The organism is Spirochaetota bacterium (assembly GCA_035477215.1).
In the GTDB taxonomy this organism is placed as follows: Bacteria; Spirochaetota; UBA4802; order UBA4802; family UBA5368; genus MVZN01.
Window position 1 is genome coordinate 1 of sequence record DATIKU010000058.1, and the last position, 18,984, is coordinate 18,984.

Annotated in this window: 19 protein-coding genes; 6 read left to right on the forward strand and 13 right to left on the reverse strand. The window is 59.7% G+C overall.

Translation table 11 applies throughout. The features are described from left to right. Window positions 1-531: 531 nt before the first annotated feature. Complete coding sequence (locus VLM75_14535; GenBank protein HSV98136.1) at window positions 532-732, forward strand: cold shock domain-containing protein; 201 nt, start codon at window positions 532-534, stop codon at window positions 730-732. Window positions 733-900: 168 nt separating this feature from the next. Then, entirely contained in the window at window positions 901-1,857 is a 957-nt protein-coding gene (locus VLM75_14540; protein HSV98137.1) for a 4Fe-4S binding protein, read from the forward strand. 6 nt (window positions 1,858-1,863) lie between these two features. On the opposite strand, the gene VLM75_14545 is transcribed toward VLM75_14540, so the two are convergent. Then, complete coding sequence (locus VLM75_14545; protein ID HSV98138.1) at window positions 1,864-2,700, reverse strand: SDR family oxidoreductase; 837 nt, start codon at window positions 2,698-2,700, stop codon at window positions 1,864-1,866. Window positions 2,701-2,760: 60 nt separating this feature from the next. Continuing rightward, complete coding sequence (locus VLM75_14550; GenBank protein ID HSV98139.1) at window positions 2,761-4,185, reverse strand: NAD(P)/FAD-dependent oxidoreductase; 1,425 nt, start codon at window positions 4,183-4,185, stop codon at window positions 2,761-2,763. Between the two features lie 499 nt (window positions 4,186-4,684). On the opposite strand from VLM75_14550, the gene VLM75_14555 reads away from it, so the two are divergent. Genes VLM75_14555 through VLM75_14565 form a run of 3 tightly spaced genes read left to right on the forward strand, consistent with a single transcriptional unit; the run spans window position 4,685 to window position 9,695 of the window. Further along, window positions 4,685-5,482 (forward strand): DUF72 domain-containing protein, encoded by a 798-nt coding sequence (locus VLM75_14555; GenBank protein HSV98140.1) that lies wholly within the window; start codon window positions 4,685-4,687, stop codon window positions 5,480-5,482. A gap of 16 nt (window positions 5,483-5,498) precedes the next feature. After that, entirely contained in the window at window positions 5,499-6,668 is a 1,170-nt protein-coding gene (locus tag VLM75_14560) for a hypothetical protein (protein HSV98141.1), read from the forward strand. Window positions 6,669-6,677: 9 nt separating this feature from the next. Next, a complete protein-coding gene (locus tag VLM75_14565) occupies window positions 6,678-9,695 on the forward strand; it encodes a DNA polymerase III subunit alpha (GenBank protein ID HSV98142.1) in 3,018 nt (1,005 codons plus the stop codon). A gap of 85 nt (window positions 9,696-9,780) precedes the next feature. Here the strand turns inward: VLM75_14565 and VLM75_14570 are convergent, their stop codons facing one another. Continuing rightward, complete coding sequence (locus VLM75_14570; protein ID HSV98143.1) at window positions 9,781-9,963, reverse strand: hypothetical protein; 183 nt, start codon at window positions 9,961-9,963, stop codon at window positions 9,781-9,783. Window positions 9,964-10,041: 78 nt separating this feature from the next. On the opposite strand from VLM75_14570, the gene VLM75_14575 reads away from it, so the two are divergent. Further along, on the forward strand, window positions 10,042-10,725 hold the full coding sequence (locus tag VLM75_14575) for a hypothetical protein (protein ID HSV98144.1): 684 nt from the start codon (window positions 10,042-10,044) through the stop codon (window positions 10,723-10,725). On the opposite strand, the gene VLM75_14580 is transcribed toward VLM75_14575, so the two are convergent. The 10 genes from VLM75_14580 to VLM75_14625 form a co-directional block, all read right to left on the reverse strand. Next, on the reverse strand, window positions 10,676-11,338 hold the full coding sequence (locus VLM75_14580; GenBank protein ID HSV98145.1) for a hypothetical protein: 663 nt from the start codon (window positions 11,336-11,338) through the stop codon (window positions 10,676-10,678). The two genes, VLM75_14575 and VLM75_14580, sit on opposite strands and share 50 nt — an antisense overlap. Then, entirely contained in the window at window positions 11,335-12,759 is a 1,425-nt protein-coding gene (locus VLM75_14585; GenBank protein ID HSV98146.1) for a hypothetical protein, read from the reverse strand. Before VLM75_14585 ends, VLM75_14580 begins: the two co-directional genes overlap by 4 nt. Beyond that, the gene (locus VLM75_14590) at window positions 12,759-13,919 is read right to left on the reverse strand and encodes a hypothetical protein (GenBank protein HSV98147.1); all 1,161 of its coding nucleotides are present in this window, start codon (window positions 13,917-13,919) and stop codon (window positions 12,759-12,761) included. The genes VLM75_14585 and VLM75_14590 overlap by 1 nt, the downstream gene beginning before the upstream one ends. Window positions 13,920-14,192: 273 nt before the next feature. Further along, window positions 14,193-15,680: an ammonia-forming cytochrome c nitrite reductase subunit c552 gene (locus tag VLM75_14595; protein HSV98148.1), complete on the reverse strand. Its 1,488-nt coding sequence runs from the start codon at window positions 15,678-15,680 to the stop codon at window positions 14,193-14,195. A gap of 22 nt (window positions 15,681-15,702) precedes the next feature. Beyond that, complete coding sequence (gene nrfH, locus VLM75_14600) at window positions 15,703-16,185, reverse strand: cytochrome c nitrite reductase small subunit (GenBank protein HSV98149.1); 483 nt, start codon at window positions 16,183-16,185, stop codon at window positions 15,703-15,705. 70 nt (window positions 16,186-16,255) lie between these two features. Continuing rightward, complete coding sequence (locus VLM75_14605; GenBank protein HSV98150.1) at window positions 16,256-16,579, reverse strand: cupin domain-containing protein; 324 nt, start codon at window positions 16,577-16,579, stop codon at window positions 16,256-16,258. A gap of 124 nt (window positions 16,580-16,703) precedes the next feature. Next, on the reverse strand, window positions 16,704-17,300 hold the full coding sequence (locus VLM75_14610; GenBank protein HSV98151.1) for a MarR family transcriptional regulator: 597 nt from the start codon (window positions 17,298-17,300) through the stop codon (window positions 16,704-16,706). Window positions 17,301-17,400: 100 nt separating this feature from the next. Next, window positions 17,401-18,276, reverse strand: coding sequence for a 4Fe-4S binding protein (locus VLM75_14615; GenBank protein ID HSV98152.1), 876 nt, complete (start codon window positions 18,274-18,276; stop codon window positions 17,401-17,403). Window positions 18,277-18,395: 119 nt separating this feature from the next. Beyond that, window positions 18,396-18,578, reverse strand: a complete 183-nt coding sequence (locus tag VLM75_14620; GenBank protein ID HSV98153.1) for a hypothetical protein — start codon at window positions 18,576-18,578, stop codon at window positions 18,396-18,398. A gap of 19 nt (window positions 18,579-18,597) precedes the next feature. Further along, entirely contained in the window at window positions 18,598-18,975 is a 378-nt protein-coding gene (locus tag VLM75_14625; GenBank protein ID HSV98154.1) for a desulfoferrodoxin family protein, read from the reverse strand. Between the last annotated feature and the right edge of the window lie 9 nt (window positions 18,976-18,984).

An 18,984-nucleotide genomic window follows, 5' to 3' on the forward strand; every position in this document is an offset into this window, starting at 1 on the left:
GCGGAACGGCGAAGGATGGAACGATCGTCATCCAGTGCGACGACACCGAACGCGTCATCGCCGCGCTCGCGCGCGAGGGATTCGAGGCCAGGCGCGCGGGCGGTTGATCATCATGAAACACCGCGAACCGGGCCCTATTCCGTCACTGTAATAAAATTAAATAGGGTGTGAATTAAATTTCGGGGAATAGTCTGTCATTGCGAGTCCCGGCCTTATCGGGGCGTGGCAATCTCTTTTACTACAAAGCTTTTTTGATAAACTTCCTGCCTTTTTAAGATCGCCGCGTCGCTGCGCTCCTTGCGATGACAGTTTTCACCCCGAATTTTAATTCTCACCCATTAAATAAATGTTATTTTTTACATATAGTCGTTGACAAACCGGATGTTGAATATAAGGTGACTGTAACGGATAAAGCACCCTAAACTCCTCGCGTATCTCTCCCTCGTTAATTCCAGGCGGATTTCAAAGGGCGGTTTTAAGGGCTGATCTGAACGGGTTTTCCCGTATATTACATTTAGGAGTATGCTTACTATGGCACAGGGTACAGTAAAGTGGTTTAACGACCAGAAGGGTTTTGGATTCATCACCGCCAGTGACGGACGCGAGGTGTTCGTGCATCACACGGCCATCATCGCCGAAGGTTTCAAAACGCTTCCGGAAGGCGCAGAGGTACAGTTTGAGATAGAGAAAGGCGAGAAGGGCCCCAGGGCCGCTCGGGTTTCCGTTATATAACTTATTTCCTACACCTGAAACCAAGAACCGGTGGCGAAAGCCGCCGGTTTTTTTATATGCATGATGTATTTTTCAGCGGTAACAATTTCGCCGCCATCCGGTCACAGCTTATAAAGATATACTGTACTACTCCCGTTCTGATTCCATTCCATATAAGGAAGGCAACCAATGTTATCAGGAAAAGACCTGACTTTGACCCGGAAATCCCTGCTCCGGACCGCCGCGGCGGCTGCGGCATGCACGATAGCCGGAGATCTGCCTGTAATGGCCCGGGAGCATAAGCCCTTAAAAAGTACGAGCGTAAAGAAAGCTGCGGTCATCTGGTACAGCCAGGCCGGGAATACCCGCCGGTACGGGGAATGCGCCGCGCGCGTACTGTCCGGAAAAGGCATCGCGGTCATCGCCTCCGATTACCGTGACTTCGATGCCGACGGCATAGATGCGTACGACCTCATCGTGGTTGGCTCCCCGGTGTTTTATTACGACGTACCCGGCAATTTTAAAAAGTGGCTTTCTTCGCTGAAGCCGATCGACGGCACACCGGTCGCCGGTTTCGTGAGCTTCGGCGGCGAAGGCGGCAACCAGCACAACACCGTCTGCACCCTCCTCGACCTCATGGCTGAAAAAGGCGGCGTACCCGTGGGCATGGGACTCTTCGGCAACATGTCGACCTACCCGCCCACCTGGTCCATGGGCATGGAGGAGCGTATTTTAAAGTATCGTCACCTGCCGGACGAGCGAACCTTCAGAAAGGTCAAGGAATTCACGGTGTCAGCGCTCGAAAATGTCGGCAACAACCGTCCGACTGACTACCGGCGGAAATTCGACTTCAGGGAGGCGATAAAGGGCGGCTTCTCTATCTTCTGGGGCGCCCGGCTTCTCACAGGCACTCACCGCATCGACCGAAAGGCCTGCATCCAGTGCGGCACCTGCACCGAGAAATGCCCCACCGGCACGATCCGGTATGCGAGCTATACCGTAACATCGGGCACCTGCATCTACTGTTACGGGTGCGTGAACAACTGCCCGGCCGGCGCGATCGACATGACCTATATGGGGAAAAAACTGTCCGGCTTCAACGAATTCACGAAGAAGCACGGGATCACGCTGAACAATCCCTTCTGAGTCGGGTCACTGTGCCGCTCGATCGGCCTTCCAGCGCGCGAACGCGGCGATGGCGTCGCTCGGCACCCGGGTCGCCCACCCGTTCGTGAGCCGGTGGAAGAAGTAGAGGAGCCTGGCCATCACCCCCGGAATGATGAGGAACTTTCCGCGGCGGACCCCCTTCACCGTTGCCCGGGCTACGATCTCCGGAGTGAGAAGCCCCGCGAACGATTTCACCATGCGCGTTTCGGGGGGGATGGTCGCCGTTTCCCACTTGAGGAAGGGGGTTTCGACCTCAGGCGGGCACACCACCGAAACGGCTATGCGGTAGCGTTTAATCTCGGCTCGCAGGCATTCGGCCAGGCCCACCACCGCGTATTTACTGGCCGCGTAGGCCGTGTACCCGTACATGCCGATAAGCCCCGCCTCGGACGATACGAGCACCATGTGCCCGCCCCTGGCCTTCATGTGCGGAAGGGCCGCCGCGACCGTTTCGCGCACACCGTACACGTTGGTCTTCATGATGGCGTCGAATGTTTTCGCGGAGATGTTCTCGAAGGTATCGGCGGCGCCGATGCCCGCGCTCGCTATGAGCACATCGGGGACTCCGAAGGATTTCACCGCGCGATCGATCTTGCCGCGAACGTCGTGCGGGCTCGTTACGTCCATCCGTACGGTCCCGATCGCCTGCGCCTGGTTACGCCGCCGTTTTTCAATCTGCGCGACGGCGCGCTTCATCTTCTTCTCGTCGCGGGCGAAGATGACGATGTGCGCTCCGTGCTCAAAAAGAAGTTCGGCCGTGGCCAGCCCGATTCCGCTGGACCCCCCGGTGATGAAGACCATTCTGTTCGCAAAATTTTTCATGCCGTGCTCCTTCGTTCTCATTCACTTGCCTGCGCGGCGCGCTGCCGGCGGGCATTCGCGTCAATCAGCGGCGCTGAATATGCGCACGGCATGGGTCATCCATTGTTTGAACGCCTTGGCGTTCCATTCGCGCGGATAGCGAAGGTAATGGGCATATACCTTTTTACCTGCCGCGGTGGCCTTGTTGAGCTTGAGTAGAAGGCCAGGGTGGGATATGCCGTTTATGAGTGTCTTCAACATGGTCTTCGGATCCGGGGCGAAGAATATTCCGTTTATTGACGGCGTGAGCATCTCGCCGCTCATGATGTCCTTTCGAATCAAAAAGGCAATCTCCTCGTGCGAAAGGTTCTGCAAGATGTCTTTCAGCGCGCCGAGAGCCGCGAGGTTCGCCCCGCGTCCAGATTCGACAAACCAGCGGCGGTTATAGGCCCAGAGCGACCCGATACCCGCGTCGCCCTTCGCCGAAGCCTCCGCGATCGTCCGCGCGGCGAGCATCGCTCCGACCAGGCCCGCCCCTACGCCGCAGCCGGTGGTGGGAACCACCTGGCCCGCCGCGTCCCCGACCGCCAGGAAGCCAGAGGCAACAAGCGACCACGGCGAGCGCCCCACCAGTACGCGTCCCCCGCCCTTGCGGAGCTCACGCGCCGTGATTGCCGGGTACGATGCGATGATCTGCTTTATGATCGCTATCGGATCGACCCTTCCCGGCTCGTCCTTTACGCCGCCGCCGACGTCGATCGTTTCGTCATCGTGAAAGTGGGTCCAGAAGTATCCCTTGTGCGCGCCGTAGCGGTAATGGTCCGGGATTCCGCCGGGAGGGAGCATTTTCCTGTCGAGCGTGCGTACCGTTCTGCACGCGTAGGCGAGTTCGCCCGCCTCGAACGGCCGCTCCACGGCCCCGAACGCCGAAAGGACCGTGCGCAGCGCCGAGACCATGCCGGTCGCGTCGACCGTCACATCGGCACGGACGTCGACTGACTTCGCTAACTTCAGGTCCTTTAGCCGCAGTCCCTCGACCCGGATGATCCCGAGCCCGCCGGTCGTCTGCCCCAGGAGCCCGACGGCCTCGTGTTCGAAGCGCATCACGGCCCCGGCCTTTTCGGCCCCGGCGCGGAGCATATCATCGAGCGCGATTCTGTCGGTGAGGATATAGCCAAACTCGACGTCAGCGGCCGTTTTACAGGAGAGGTCGGGCGCCCAGATCTGCAGGGGGTTGACGACGTGCTTCTCGAAAAGGCCCTTGCCCGATGGATTTTTCTTTACCAGCTTTCCCCGGTAAATCCCGGCCTCGGCCACGGGCATGTCGAAGCCCGCGTCACGAAGCGCGCTGTATTCGATCGCGTCGGACCAGTCGTGGGCCTTCGCGCTTCTTTTTCGCTTCTCATACACCGTAACCCTTATCCCCTGGAGTGCGAGTTCGCGCGCCAGCAAAAGCCCGGCGGGACCCGCCCCGGCGATCACGACCGAAAAGGCCTTCTTCTTCATCGGTATCTCCCCATTCTTATAACGGCGGTACTCGGTGCGGTCATCCCGGACGCAGCACGCGCCGCGCGCACCTGTTCGGCCCGTGCGGCACCCCGACCACCCACTATTTCATAGAGTAAAACGCGTGCGTGTCAATCACAACCGGAACATAGAGCGAATAAATTCGCCGCCGCGCAATCCGGGAGTGTGAATAAAATCCGGGTGAAATGTGCTGTTATCGCGAGGAGGCCGCAGGCCGACGTGGCGATCTCATAAAACCTGAAAACGCAATCATGGAATAACGGGTTTTACGGGATAGCCACGCCCGGGAGAGACCGGGGCTCACAATGTACTGTGTAACCCCGAACATTAATTCATTCCCCGCACCGAAACCGCGCTCCAGAAAATTTTATTGACTACTATATGCGCGTTTAGTATATTGTACCCGTCGGCACATGGACTACAGCGGAAACGCCGCCGATACCATACCCGCCGACCGCGAATATACTCGGGGCTCGCCATGGCCAAACTACGCATCGGAACATCAGGCTACGATTATCTCGACTGGAGGGAGAGCTTCTATCCCGCCGGGACGGACCGGCGCGACTTTCTCGCGTTTTACGGCACGCGCTTTTCGACCCTCGAACTGAATTTCAGCTATTACCGGATTCCAGAAGCGAAACAACTCGCCGGCATGCTGGCGAAAAGCGGAACCGATCTGGATTTCTCCATAAAGGCCCACGAGTCGCTCACCCACCGGGTCGACCCGGCAACCTGGAAGGACTCGCTTGCGGCCTACCGCAAAGGCATCGAGCCGCTTGCCGAATCGGGACGCCTCGCCGCGGTGCTGCTGCAGTTTCCGTTCAGCTTCCACTACACGCCCGACAACCGCCGCTATCTCGACCGGCTGCTCGCGGCGATGGGGGGCCTGCCGCTCGTCGTCGAATTCCGCACGGCGGAATGGCAGAACAACCGGGTCTTCGACGCCCTGCGCAAGCGCTCCGTCGCCGTGTGCTCGGTTGACGAGCCGCGCCTCAAGGGCCTGCCGCCGCCGCTTGACATCGTCACCGCGCCGCTCGCCTACGTGCGCTTCCACGGACGCAACGACGCGGCATGGTGGGGATCGGACGCGGCGGCGCGCTTCGACTACCTCTACGGCGCCGGGGAACTCCGGGGCTGGATGGACCGCATCATGGGAATGATGGCCTCGGCGGAGAAGGTGCGCGTCTATTTTAACAATCACCGGCGCGGCCAGGCCCCGGCGAACGCAATGCTCCTCAAACAGCTCTTCGCCGGCGATGGAATCGACGCGCACTGAACGCGCGGGGAAAAGCATGGAACGCCAGGTGGTCCATCTCAACATAGCGCACTTCATGGCGGCGGTGGAGGAGCTCCTCGATCCCTCGCTCCGGGGGCGTCCGTTCGTCGTCGCGCCGCACGCGGCCGAGCGCGCCGTCGCCGTCGAGGTCTCCCGCACGGCCTTCAGCGAAGGGCTGCGGCGGGGCGTGCCGGTCGAGCATATACGGCGAACGATGCCCGGCGTGCGCGTGCTTCCCGTCCGCGAGGCGGTCTACCGGAAGGCGGGCGCGGCGCTTTGCGAAATCGCCGCGGGCTTCTCGCCGCTTTTCGAAAGCCCCGGCGGCGGGCACCTGTTCATCGACATCACCGGAACGCGCCTGCTTTTCGGGCACCCGGTCGACTGCGCGGCGCGCCTGCGCGAGGAGGCGGTCCGGCGCGCGGGCCTTCGTCCCGTCGCCGGGCTCTCCGTCAACCGCCTCGTCTCGAAGATCGGCACCAGGGTCGTCAAGCCGGACGGCTTCGTGGTCATCGCGCCCGGCGACGAGCGGGGCTTTTTGCGCCACCAGGAGGTTTCGCTGGTGCCGGGGGTCGGCGCGAAGCTCCTCGAGCGCCTCGGCCTCCTCGGCATCCGCGAAATCGGCGAGCTCGCCGATCTTTCCGACACCGACGCCGCGGCCTTCCTGGGACGGCACGGGGCGCTGCTCCGTGACCGTGCGCGCGGCATTGACACGTCCCGGCCCTCCGCTCATCCGCCGGGCGGCCGGAGCATCCGGACGTCCCACCTGTTCGACACCGACACCAACGACACGGCCGGGATCGAGGCGGCGCTGCGCGGTATCGTCGAGGACGCCGGGGTGCTCCTGCGCTCCGACGGTCTCGCCGCGCGCAGGGTCGAGGTGATCCTCTCCTACAGCGACCGGCTCCGCGCACAGGGGGCCGCGTCGCTTCCCTCGCCCTCGTGGCGCGACGCGGAGCTCTTCGTGGCGGCCCGCGCGGCGCTTCACCGCGGAATGGCGCGCAGGGTCCGCGTGCGGCGCGTCTCCGTCGTCCTTTCGCAGCTCAGGCCCGAGGCGCGCCAGGCCGAGCTCTTCAGCCCGCCCGAGACACTGAAAGGCGAGGCGCTCCAGGGCGCGATCGATTCCATTCGCCGCCGCTACGGACGCGAGGCCGTGCTCACCGCCTCGGCGATGCGCGCCCGCACCTGAGGAGCGGCCGTGTTCACCCATCTGCAGACGCATTCATGCTATTCACTGCTTTACGGCGTTCGCCGGGTGGACGAGATTGTCGACGCCGCGGCGGCCATGGGGTTTTACGCCCTCGCGCTCACCGACATCAACAATCTCTACGGCATGCACGACTTCACGGAGGCGTGCCGAAAGCGCGGACTCCGCCCCATCATCGGCGCCGAGCTTCGTACCGCCGACGACCGGGCGGTCGTCCTGGCGCGAAACAGGGAGGGGTTCTCGCGCCTCACGCGCCTCATAAGCGCACGGATGCGCAACGCGGACTTCAGCCTGCCCGCGGGGCTTTCGGAAGGTTCAGACGGCCTCCTGGTGCTCACCGACACGCCGCGGCTCCTCGCGCGCCTCTGCGGCCGCGTCGAAGAGCTGTATGCCATGGTCACGCCGCACTCCCGGCGCGCGGAGCGTGAGGCCCGCCGGCGCGGCATCCCGCTCGCCGCCTGCGGCGACGCGTCCTTCCTTTCGGAGGACGATCATCACGTCCACCGCGTGCTGCGCGCCATCGCCGCGCGCGGCCCCCTTTCATCGGTGAGGGACGAAGACTGCGCGCGTTCCGGCTCCCTGCTCTTCGGTCCGGACGAGGCCGATCGCCTCTTTGACGGGCTTCCCGAGGCGATCGGGAACACCGAAAAAATCGCCGCACTCTGTACGTTTGACGGAAGTTTCGAAGGCTTCGTATTCCCGCCCGTGCTCCCGGGCACGGGCGAGCCCATCAAGGCCCTGCGTCGTGCGGCCCTCGATGGAGCGGAGCGGCGCTACGGCGAGCTCTCCGAGAGCGTGATGGAACGCCTCGAATACGAGCTCTCGATCATCGAGGGCAAGGGCTTCTCGTCCTACTTCCTGGCCGTAGCCGCGATCGTCGCGCGCTCCTCGCTCACCTGCGGGCGCGGAAGCGCGGCCGCGAGCATCGTCGCCTACAGCCTCGGCATCACCAACGTCGATCCGCTGCGCCACCACCTCTATTTCGAGCGTTTCCTCAACCCCGAGCGGCTCGACCCGCCCGACATCGACGTCGACTTCGCCTGGGACGAGCGCGACGCGCTGATCGAATCGGTCTTCCGCGAGTACGGGGCCGGACGCAGTGCGCGCGTCAGCACCATGGCGCATTTCCAGGGACGCTCGGCCCTGCGCGAGACCGCCCGTGCGTACGGCATCCCCGAAGGGGAGATCGGCGCCGTCGAGCGCCGTCTCGCCGCGCCGCGCGCCTCCGGCGCCGCCACGGGCGGCGGGCGGACCTGGGACGAGATCATGCGCGTCGCCCGCCGCATCACGGGTCTCCCGCGCCATCTGGGCGTTCACGTCGGCGGCATCGTCCTAACGCCCGGGCCGGTCGAGGACCTCGCGCCGGTCGAAACGGCGAACGACGGCTCCACCCTACTCGCCTGGGACAAGGACGGAACCGAGAAGGCCGGCCTGGTGAAGATCGACCTGCTGGGCAACCGCTCGCTCGCGGTGGTGCGCGACGCGCTTCTCAACCTGCACGGAAACGGAATTGACATTGACCCCCTTACCTGGGACCCGCTGAACGACACCGCCACGCAGGCACTCCTCGCGCGGGGGGACAGCATCGGCGTTTTCTACGTCGAATCGCCGGCCATGCGCCAGCTCCAGAAAAAGACGGGGCGCGGCGATTTTGAGCACCTGGTGATCCACTCCTCGATAATCCGCCCGGCGGCGAACCGCTTCATCGCCGAATACGTCAGCCGGCTCAGGGGAAAGGAATACGCGCCGCTCCATCCCCGGCTCGACCGCATCCTCGCCGAGACCTACGGCATTATGTGCTACCAGGAGGACGTCTCGAAGGTCGCGGTGGCGCTGGCCGGATTTTCCGACGCCGACGCCGACGGGCTTCGCAAAATCCTCACCAAAAAAAACCGTGGAGAGCACCTCGCCGCGTACCGGGAGCGCTTCTACAAAGGGGCGCTTCAGAACGGCGTGGAGGCCGGCGCCGTCGACGAGATATGGTCGATGATCCGCTCCTTCGACGGCTACTCCTTCTGCAAGGCCCATTCGGCCTCGTACGCCATGGTTTCGTTCCAGTCGGCGTACCTGAAAACCCATCACCCGGCGGAGTTCATGGCCGCGGTGCTTTCCAATGGCGGCGGCTATTATTCGAGCGGCGCCTACGTAAACGAGGCGTGCAGGATGGGGCTCTCCGTTCTCCATCCGGACGTCAACGCGAGCGCTTTACGCTACCACGGGCGCGGCCGCGAAATCCGCGTGGGCCTCATGGCGGTCGGAGGCCTCGGCTCCGCAACGCTCCGGTCGATCCTTCAGACGCGCGGGAAAGCCGGTCCCTTCGGTTCGCCGGACGACTTCGTCGCGCGCGTCTCGACGGGTGAAAGCGAGATCGTCGCGCTCGTCGGCGCCGGGGCCTTCGACGGCCTGTTCGGCGGCGTGCGGCGCAGCCTCCAGCTTCGGACGCTCCTGCGGCTTTATGCCTCCCGTGAGGAGACGTGTCAGGACGACCATACGCCGGTTTTGTTCCCGGCCGAAAAGCCCCTTCGTCCTTCCCTCCGCCCGGCTGCGCCCTCCACGGAAGACCTGCGCGAGGAATTCCGCAGACTGGGATTCATGTGCGACCATCATCCGCTCGAGCTCTGGAAAGAGGCGCTCGGCCGGATTCCCCGCGCGATGGGACGCGAGCTTCCCGGACTGATCGGAACGAAGGTGAGGCTTGCGGGGTGGCCGGTGACGAGAAAGGAGATACTGACAGCGCGCGGGGACGCGATGGAGTTCGTGAGCTTCGAGGATGAAACGGCGATCTACGAAACGGTCCTCTTCCCCGACGAGTACCGCGCGTTCTCGCACGTGCTGAACGATCTTCGTCCCTATGTCATTGAGGGTACCGTCGAAAGCGACCGGGGGGCCGTGAGCCTGACAGTGATGAGGGTTCGTCCCCTGCCCGGTGCGAAGGTACCGGGCCCGACACGGCGGGAGCCGTGGCGCTGGGACACGGCACGGCATCATTCGCCGCCGGGGAGCGGGTGAGGGTATCTTCGGAGAATGCGCTCATGCGCACGATGCTGGGGCGTACGTGGCCGCTTGAACCCGCGAAAAGCCCGGGCGCGGCAGTTCAGTTTTCCCTTTCCCGCCCCGTGCGTCGCGAGAGTATCAGGTTGATCGATTGAAGCAGGCCCGTCCATTCGTGATCGGCCATATCGGCGAAGTTATGTGAAAGGAATTTCCAGTCCGGTTCCTTTCCGTGGCGTGCAAAGAGCGTTTCGAACTCCATTTTGCGCGTCGTCGTTTTCCCCATCGTATCCCTCCTAAATGACCTCTCGTGCGGAAAAAATAATTGCAGGGCACGATACGGTCGAGTACTTTTCTTCACGCCATGCACGATATACTGTCCTATCGGTTTCCGGAAGCGGACCGGCGCATCAACAACCCCTATCTCGTCGAATTGCGCGCCCTTGTCGAAGGAATCAGGGAATCCGGGGGCGACGGGAGCGAGCTCCTGAAATACCGTGCCGAGCTCACCGCGCGCTACGCCTTTTCCGTCCCTACCATCGGCGTCCTCGAGATGATATCTTTCCATTCGCCGCTGGTCGAGATCGGAGCCGGAAGCGGTTACTGGGCCAGGTGCCTTGCACAACTCGGCGCGGACGTCGTAGCCTACGACCGCCTGCCGCCCGACGACTCCCTGCCATGGCCGCACGGCCCCTGGGACGAGATGAACTACTGGTTCGATTCGGAGTGGTATCCGGTGCAGAATGGCGACGAGCGTTTCGCCGCGATGCATCCCGTAAGGACGCTCCTGCTTTCCTGGCCGCTCCTCGACGACCCGATGGCCTCAAGCGCCCTCCGGCACCATGCGGCGGCCGGCGGTACGCGTTTCATCTATATCGGAGACGCCGCGTCCTCCGGCGACGCGGTATTTCATGAGATGAAAAAATCGTATGCCCTTCTGGCGCGGCACAAGCTGTGGAGCTGGCCGGGAATCGATGATTACGTGGAGATTTACTCGATCAATCCGCGGACCGCGACTGATCCCACAGATCGTCCCATATCATCCTGAGGGCGAACCGCCATCGCTCGTGATCGAAAGCGCGCCCTCTCCACTCCGCGCCGTCTTCCACGAAATACTCCAGCCGCTTCCATGCACGCAGAAAGTCGAAACGTTTCCAGAGACAGCCGGCCTTGTAGATGAATTCGAGGCGGTCGGTTTTGATAAGCTCATCGAAGCCCCGGTCGTAATCGAACTCCTTCCAGTGTGCGCCGGCGTAAAAAAGGTACTCGACGTCGCCGAGCTCCGTCATGGCCTGGAAGGCGCGGTCGTAGTCGAAGCCTTTCCAGTCGAGACCGGAATAGAATATATAGCGGGGATTGCCAAGCGCGATCAGCTTTTCGAGGCCGGCTGCGCGGTCATACTCCTTCCAGTACCAGCCCGCGCGATAGAGATATTCCGCGTCACCGATCTCGCACAGGGCGTGAAAACCGGCCGCATAATCGAAGCGTTTCCAGTAGGTGCCGGCGAGGTAGATGAACCGGGGCTCTCTTCTGCGGACCAGTTCGGCGAATCCGCGGGTGTAATCGAACGAACCGCCCGCCCTTCCGGCGCGGATTATCCCGCCTGATGGAGAGGATGCGTAAAACTCTTCCCGTATCATTTCCTCACCCGGTATATTCACAACCGAATCGCCACCGATTTGCCGAAGGGCGCAACGAAAGGCTCGCCGCGCCCGGAGGAAATGACCCACAGCGTCGGTGAGTATTTCTTCAACTCGCTCAGGTCATAGATGTGGCCGTCGGTAATCACCACCAGCATCTCGCGGTGTGCGTTTGTCATGAATTCATTGAAGAGCGGGGCGAAAAAAGTGGTGCCGCTGTTCTGTGACTTCAGATATTTCCAATCACCGCGGCGGTAACGGTACGGTTTCGTACGGTCGTTCGACGGAACGAGCCGGTCCCCTTCTTTTCGCGGCACGTACACGCCCTCATCAACACATACGAGGTTCACCGTGTATTTGCCAAGCAGCTCCTCGATCACGCCGAACGCCTCCCCGAGGTCGGCCGGTTTCACCACCATCGACCCCGAAACGTCGACGACGACGGTGATCGTCCGTTTCTGGACGAACGCCCGCCCCGGCGCGTAAATGCCCCCGGCGAAATAGCGCCGGTTGAAGCGGCTGTAGGAATACTTCCATTCGCTCGTATGCGACGCGTAATCGATGTAGCTCTTTACGAGCGACCGCCACGACGAGATATCGACGTCGCGCAGCGAGCGCACAAGGACCTCGATCTCCCCGAACGCGCGCTCGCGCCTGCACACCGCGTCCTGACGGGCCAGACCGAACACGCGCTCCATCAGGGAGTCCACGCGCCGCTTTTGCTCCTCGTCGCGGTAGCAGTGCATTCCCGTCGGCAGGATGTTCCCGCGGTCGTCCTTGAAGATGATGCCCCCCTTCGGGTTGTCCGAATCCGAAGTTGCGAGGTCCTGGCGGTCGGTGTCCCGATCGGCGGCGGTATCGGGATGGTAACGCTCACCGGTTACGGAGCGGTCACCGGATACGTCATCACTCTCCACGGCGCGAACCGGAATATCCGCCAGCTTTTCATCCGGACGGTCCGCAAGCCAGCGATACACATCCTCCCATGATGGATCGGCGATACAGGTTTCGCCCGAAAAGCGCGCGGGAACGAGGGGCAGCCCATCGGGAAGCAGCAGGCGCGGCGGAGAATCCCCTCCGGTCCTCGAGAAGAAGTTCCGCTCCCGCGAACGGATGTAGCTGTTTATCACCATGTCCTGCGCGAGGTTTTGGAGTATGGGGTCCGCGCCGGTACGCGCGCGATGGCGGTGATTGTGGACCAGATGCAGAAGCTCGTGGACGAGCAGACCGATGAGGTCCTCCACGTTCGATCGCCCGGCGAAATCCCCGTTGTAATAGAGCACGGAACCGTCGCCGGCCGAATCGAGCGCAATGGTCGATACGCCCCGGCTTTCAATGAAGTCAACGGCCTGATAGAAGTATGAAACGAAACGGCTGCGTCCCCACAAAAGTTCGAGCGTGTCGCTCATCCGGTCCGAAAGCAAGGGCGCGCGTACCGGCATCAGGCATCCTCCAGAATGCCGCCGAACGCCGTGCGGATTGCCGCCCTGTCCCCGTCGGCGAGGAGGGAAAGCGCCCGCGGAACCAGGCTAAAGAGCCCGCACTGTCGCAGCAACGTATGGAAAAAAGAAATCCGCCTGTCGGCGCGCGAATGGCCGACGAAGAGAAGCGTATGCGCGAGCTCATTTAAGTCTTCGCCGATGAAGTCTCCTTTCAGCAGCATGTTCTTCTCTCTTAAATGCCCAAGCGCCCCCGAAACAGCCCAGAGGATGTCCTCGGAGGGGATCCGGCCGTCGCGCATTCCCTCCAATTTATAACCGTCTCCGTTCAACACATCGGCGGTCGTAATCCTTCTCGGCCGTGTCAGCTGCGACGTGAAATCGCTCCCGGCGACGATACCGACAAGCGACTCGATCATTTTCTCAAGGGTCGTTCCTTTGTTTCCCGCCAGGTAGCGGCACAGATCGTCCTCGCCCTCGAGTCCATATGCGACGCGTATGGCCTGGGATACCTGGTGCCACCCGCGCGGGTTGGGATTGATGTTCCGCTCGTCCCACAACTTTTCGGGGTAGATTGTTACGTATCGGATAACCGACGGATGGATGCCTTCACGGTGGGCCCAGCGTATCCAGTCGGCCGCTGTCGGCTTGAGCTGGACGATGACGAGCCTGCCGTCGAGGGCGGAATCGTCGAAATCCGTGATTGTGGTATTGTCCTCGTCGCCGAGGTTTCCGGCGAGTATTATGCAGGTATTCGAGGGCAGATTGTGCTCTCCGCAACACCGGTCGGTAATGATCTGAAACAGCGTCTGTATCACCGTGGGATGGGCGCGGTTTGACTCGTCGAGGAACCAGACTATGCCGTCATTGCCCGCCGGCACCTCGGGCGGAGGGATGAACCTCGGCCGATAATAGATCATCCGCCCTTCGTCGGCATCGGGCACCGGATACCCCCCGAGATCGACGTTCTCCTTGAAGGCAAGTCGGGTATCGATGAAAAGACGGTTCTTCCGCTTTGCCGCCTGGACGACAATCGCGGATTTCCCGACTCCTGGATGGCCTACGATCTTGAGGGCGTAATTGATCCGGTCTCCCGAATCGAGATATCGGTCGAGAATCTCCTCGAGCTCGGTAACGTTTACTTCAACCGGTTTCTTATTCATTGACGATTTCTTTCACCGTTCACGATACGGTCGCCTTCCTGGATTCGGCATGAAGGCGTCCGCCGGCCTGTCACACTTTACCGAGTATACCATGTGCGGAAAGAATCGCAAATATTTCAATAGCATTATCGATTGAGTTGCCGGATAATTCTCCACCGTCGCCGGCATCGGACGCATTCTGTCCGGTTTGCCAATACAAACGCCGCGCACCCTCTGGACGCGCGGCGATACAATAATCCCGGTTGAGACCTTCCCTGCGAGGCTCCCGTCCGATCAGATACCCCGTGCACCGCGCGGGAGTAATTTATCCTGGGTCCCGTACGGGTCCTTGAATTCATGCCCTGGCCTGAAATTGATCTTGTGCGTGCCCCTACCATTGAGATAGCGCGCGAGCTCCAGATTGATCGACTCGGGAATCTGAATGCCCGCCTGGGCCAGCGCCTGCCTCAGCAGGGCCTCGGCTTTGGTCGCATAGGCGATCGAATCACCGAGTACCCTTCCCGCTTCGTCCGGATTGTGGAAGCCCACCGAATTTTCCGCACCGATGAAGATGCCGCGATAAATCGCCTCCTCATAAAAGGATTTGGCCTTTTCGTACAGGGCCGGGTTTACGGTCTTTCCCCGGGCCTGCTGGTTATGGGCAAGCTCGAACAGTTTCGCCACCGTCGCCGTGGCATATCCGGCCCGTATCAGCAATGAAGCGGTGCGGTCCTGAATGGTCTTGATTCTCGACCTCAGGCGATCGGCGGACTGGGGATGGCAGTTGGAGCAGGAACGAAGGTCGTCTTTGAGCGGGCTCATAATGTTATGGTCTGAAATTTTAAACGATCCAACCCGCTTGTACGGCATGTGACAGTCGGCGCACGCCAGCCCCGCCTTGAAGTGCGGACTCTGGTTTGTGAAAAACTCGAACTCCGGGTGCCGTATGAACGCCATCTTGAATCCCGTAACGGCCTGTTTCCATTCCTTGTTTGCCGGGTCTGACAACAGCACCCTGATGATATTTTCGATGCTGATGTTGCCCCAGGTGCTTCCCTTCCAGGGAAAGACCACGTTGGTGGACTGCATCTTCTCGTCTTTCGGTATGAAATAGGTCACATGGCAGTGTGCGCAGACCGTCATGCGCATTTCCTGTCTGCTGAGCCTGTCTTTGCCAATCGTTTTCAAACCCTCCGCGAGCGTCCAGCGCGACACCCTGAGGTCCATGGTCTTGTTATCATGACAGTCGATGCAGGTTACGCCAAGATCGCGGTGCTCTTTCGGTATCTTGTCAACGGCGTCCGCATACGGCATTTTGAAGATATCCTTGCCATATTCTTTCACCAGTTTGCCCGCATAGGGCGATTTGCACGTCAGGCACGCTCCGCCGGCCTTAGTGCGCGACTGGTCGATCTCGCGCTGGTCGATCATCATGTAATAATGCCCGCGCGGTTCGTTGTATTCTATACCGAAACCCCAGCCGTTAAAGAGGAGCGCCATGAAGGGAAACTCGGAGAGCTTGTCCCAGATTGTCTTATCGGTGTCCCAGCCGCGCTTGTAAAAGCTTTTCTCCTTCGGACGCGGCTCTTTAGTTTTCAGCCACGATTCGTATTGCAGTGGATATACCTCACCCCATTTGGCTGCATCGAATTCCTCGTCGGCAATCTGAGCGGTCTTGAACATCTCGGCTCTGTCCGGGGCACAGCCGTCGAAAAAGATGAAGAACGAAAAGAGGCACACGGCGGATACCGCAAGCGCATATATGAGAACCTTGTTTTTCATCATGTCGCCAATCCCTCTTATATTAAAATTCGTTTATCCTGTTGTGAAACTGGTTGCGGTGGCAGTCCCAGCAGTTCATCGTGTCGACGCTGATGGCCGACACCAGCCCCTCGTGGCACCGTATGCAGTTTTTCTGTATGGTTTTTCTGGCGTGACGTGAAGAATGTATCGGATCGGGGACCAGTCCGGTATAAAAGTAGAGAACGTCTTTGATTCCGTCGAGACCCTTCCAGATGTAATGATTGACGAAATTATCGTTGGGCAGGTGGCAGTCCACACAGCGTATCTGCGTATGTTTTCCGCCGTAAAACCAGTCTTCGTATTGCGGAAGCATGACATGACAGCTTGCACAGTACTCGGTCGTGGAGGTTTTTTTCATGTATCCGGGAAGCGCGGCCGCAAGTCCGACCACAAAGACGACCGCGACGAGGGCGATTATACGCCGCCGTTTATCCGCAAGCATTTCTTTTAATTTTACGCGCAGCGAATCGATTAAATCCTTCATACCGTACAGTCAAAGCATATTTCGCTGAAAAGTTAAAGTTTTTTTCAACAGGCAAAAGCCCTCTGTAAATTTACTTTATCATAACGAGCATCATCTTGCACGGTGAAAGCGCCTCGAGAGCATGCGGCCTGTCCGCCGGCATGATGATCATCTCGCCGGCCGAGAGCCTGAACGGCCTGCCCTCAATGAAAATGCTCATGTCACCTTCGATTATCGAGACAAGCGCGTCGAATGGCGCCGTGTGCTCGCTCAATTTTTCGCCCGTATCGAAGCCGAACAGCGTTACCGTGCCCGCTGGTTTGTTGATCAGCGTTTTGCTGACCACGGCTTTATCCTGTACGCCGATCAGTTCCCCGAGTTTCAATCCCTCTTTTGTATAATCGTTGTTATCCATTATCACACCTCTTTTATTTTAAGGTTTCCACGCTAAAAAAACCTTCAGCTCCTTCCGGATACTCACCATCCTCAGGGGACTTGAAATACGTTGCACTCCGGTGTTTTTGCCCAAACCCCGACATTCATACTTTTGGCGAGTGGACTGCGCAGCCGATCATCACCCCCGATTCATCGAAACGTCTGCCGGTAATTTTGCAAATGTACCGCGCACCGCAATCATCATCCGCTATCCGCATATTCCCGCATACCATGCACATTCTCGCGCTGCTCAAAACTCCCTTCTCGAAGAGCGAGGAGATAAGTCCGGAAAGAAAACGCATCGCAACGTTCTTTTGGTCTTCGGGGAAGGAACTCACCGTTTCAATCATCGTGTTCTTCCATCTGCCGACGGCCCGTACCGTTCTTCTGCCTTCCCTGGTCAGGGAGAGAACGACCGATCTGCGGTCCTCCGGGCTCGATTCCTTGATCAGGAGCCCCTTGGACTCCAGCGAACTGACGGCATCGCTCACCGTTGGCGGAGTAAGGTCGAATTCCTTCGCTATGGCCCCTACTTTCCGTAACTCCTCCGGACCACCGGCGATATGGAGCAGGAATAGCAACTGGATAGGGCTCAGTTTTTCAGCGCTTGCCGCTTCCCACAACAGCATTCGCGACACCTGTGCGATCTTTTCAAATGCCGTAACTATTCTTTCATCAATGCCTGTATTCGCCGGTTCCATTTTCGCTGGTCCTTCCCGTGCCTTGAATTACGGTCCTTCCGTCATTACCCGCCCAATGCACTCGTCCGCCTTCGGGCACTATCGGAAGCGATGGTTTTGGTTACCGTATACCACCGCCCCGCAATTGAGACAACGGGTGCGCGCCCTCACCGGACAGGCCGCCCGCCATACCGATGGTGTAATCGTGTATCGTAATGCGCTTCCCGGCCTTCTGCATCGCCGTTTCCACGATCCGTCCTGCGCCGAAACAACAGGGAACTTCCATGTGGGCGACGGTCACCGACTTTATGTCCTGATGGGCGAATATTTCAGCGAGTTTTTCGATGTATTTATCGATTCCGGCGTCCAGTTTCGGGCAGAAAATCACGAGGATTTTATCGCGCAGCAGGTCTTCGTGAAACGCCGGATAGGCGAAGGGTACGCAGTCAGCGGCAACCAGAAGGTCGGCGTTTTTCAGGAATGGAGCGTGCGGATTTATCAGGTGGAGCTGTACAGGCCACTGACGCAGTTCAGATTGCCGGCTCGCGGTTCCCTCCCGGCGTGTCGTACCTGTATGGCCGCGCATATCCACAATGCGCGACCCCGGGCAACCGGCATGATGCTCCTGGCGGGCATGCTCAACCTCAACAGGCACCGGGAGCCCCTTTTCCCTGAGCAGATCGAGAGCCTCATTTAGATATCCGGTCTCGTTATGGTCGCGGAGGTGTTTGATATGGGCCGATATCACCGATGGGCCATGCTTTATAATATTCTCCATCACAATACGCTCGTTGTAGGGTTCCGCCTCGCGCTCAAGTATGGTGATCGCTCCCTCGGGGCATTCACCGATACAGGCCCCGAGCCCGTCGCAGAAAAGATCACCGACCAGACGGGCCTTCCCTTCTATGATCTGCAGGGCTCCCTCCGGGCAGCCCGGCACGCAAAGGCCGCAGCCGTTGCACTTGTCCTCGTTTATACTGATAATCTGACGCTTCATGTGTACCTCCATTTCACCTGCAAGGAGCAATGCTTAGGAGTCCTAAGTATTAGCCGCACACTTATTTTTGTCAAGAAAAATTGCGTGATTTTATTGTTTTTTTCTTTCGCGAATTCCGCTTATCGAGCAAGAAATGCGAACGTGGCGTGCAAAAGTGCCGTGACAAACAGCGCGATTCCCGTACGACGGTGGATGATCGTCGGTGCCTTTATGATCCTCAGGCCCGAAAACAGTTGAAATATAATCAGTGCCATGTTCGCCAGGCCAAGAATCAGTACGATCGAAATTCCGCCAATATTCATCGATTTACCCCCGTACCGGCTACTTGACGGCGATTTTTTTTGTCACCACACCACGGCTGCCGTGTATGGTGCAATTGCCTTCCGCGGTGACCTCGACGGGAGCCGTTACCATAAGGCTGATATCACGCGAAAAAACCTCTCCTTCGGGAAGTTTTCCGGATGAGAATTCCCATCTCGCGATTTCTTTTCCTTCCGCCTTTACATACACCCAGTTGGTATGATGGATGAAGTTATTGCCTTTGTGGGTAACGTTTACCCTTATTACGACCGACTGGCCTTTTTTAGCTGTATCGGGGGCTTCGATTGCAACCGCTGTTCTGTCGGCAAATACCGGCGCGGCGGTTGCGGCAATTACCGCCGCCATAGTTGCGAAAAACAAGTACCCCTTTCTTTTCATTAAACCCTC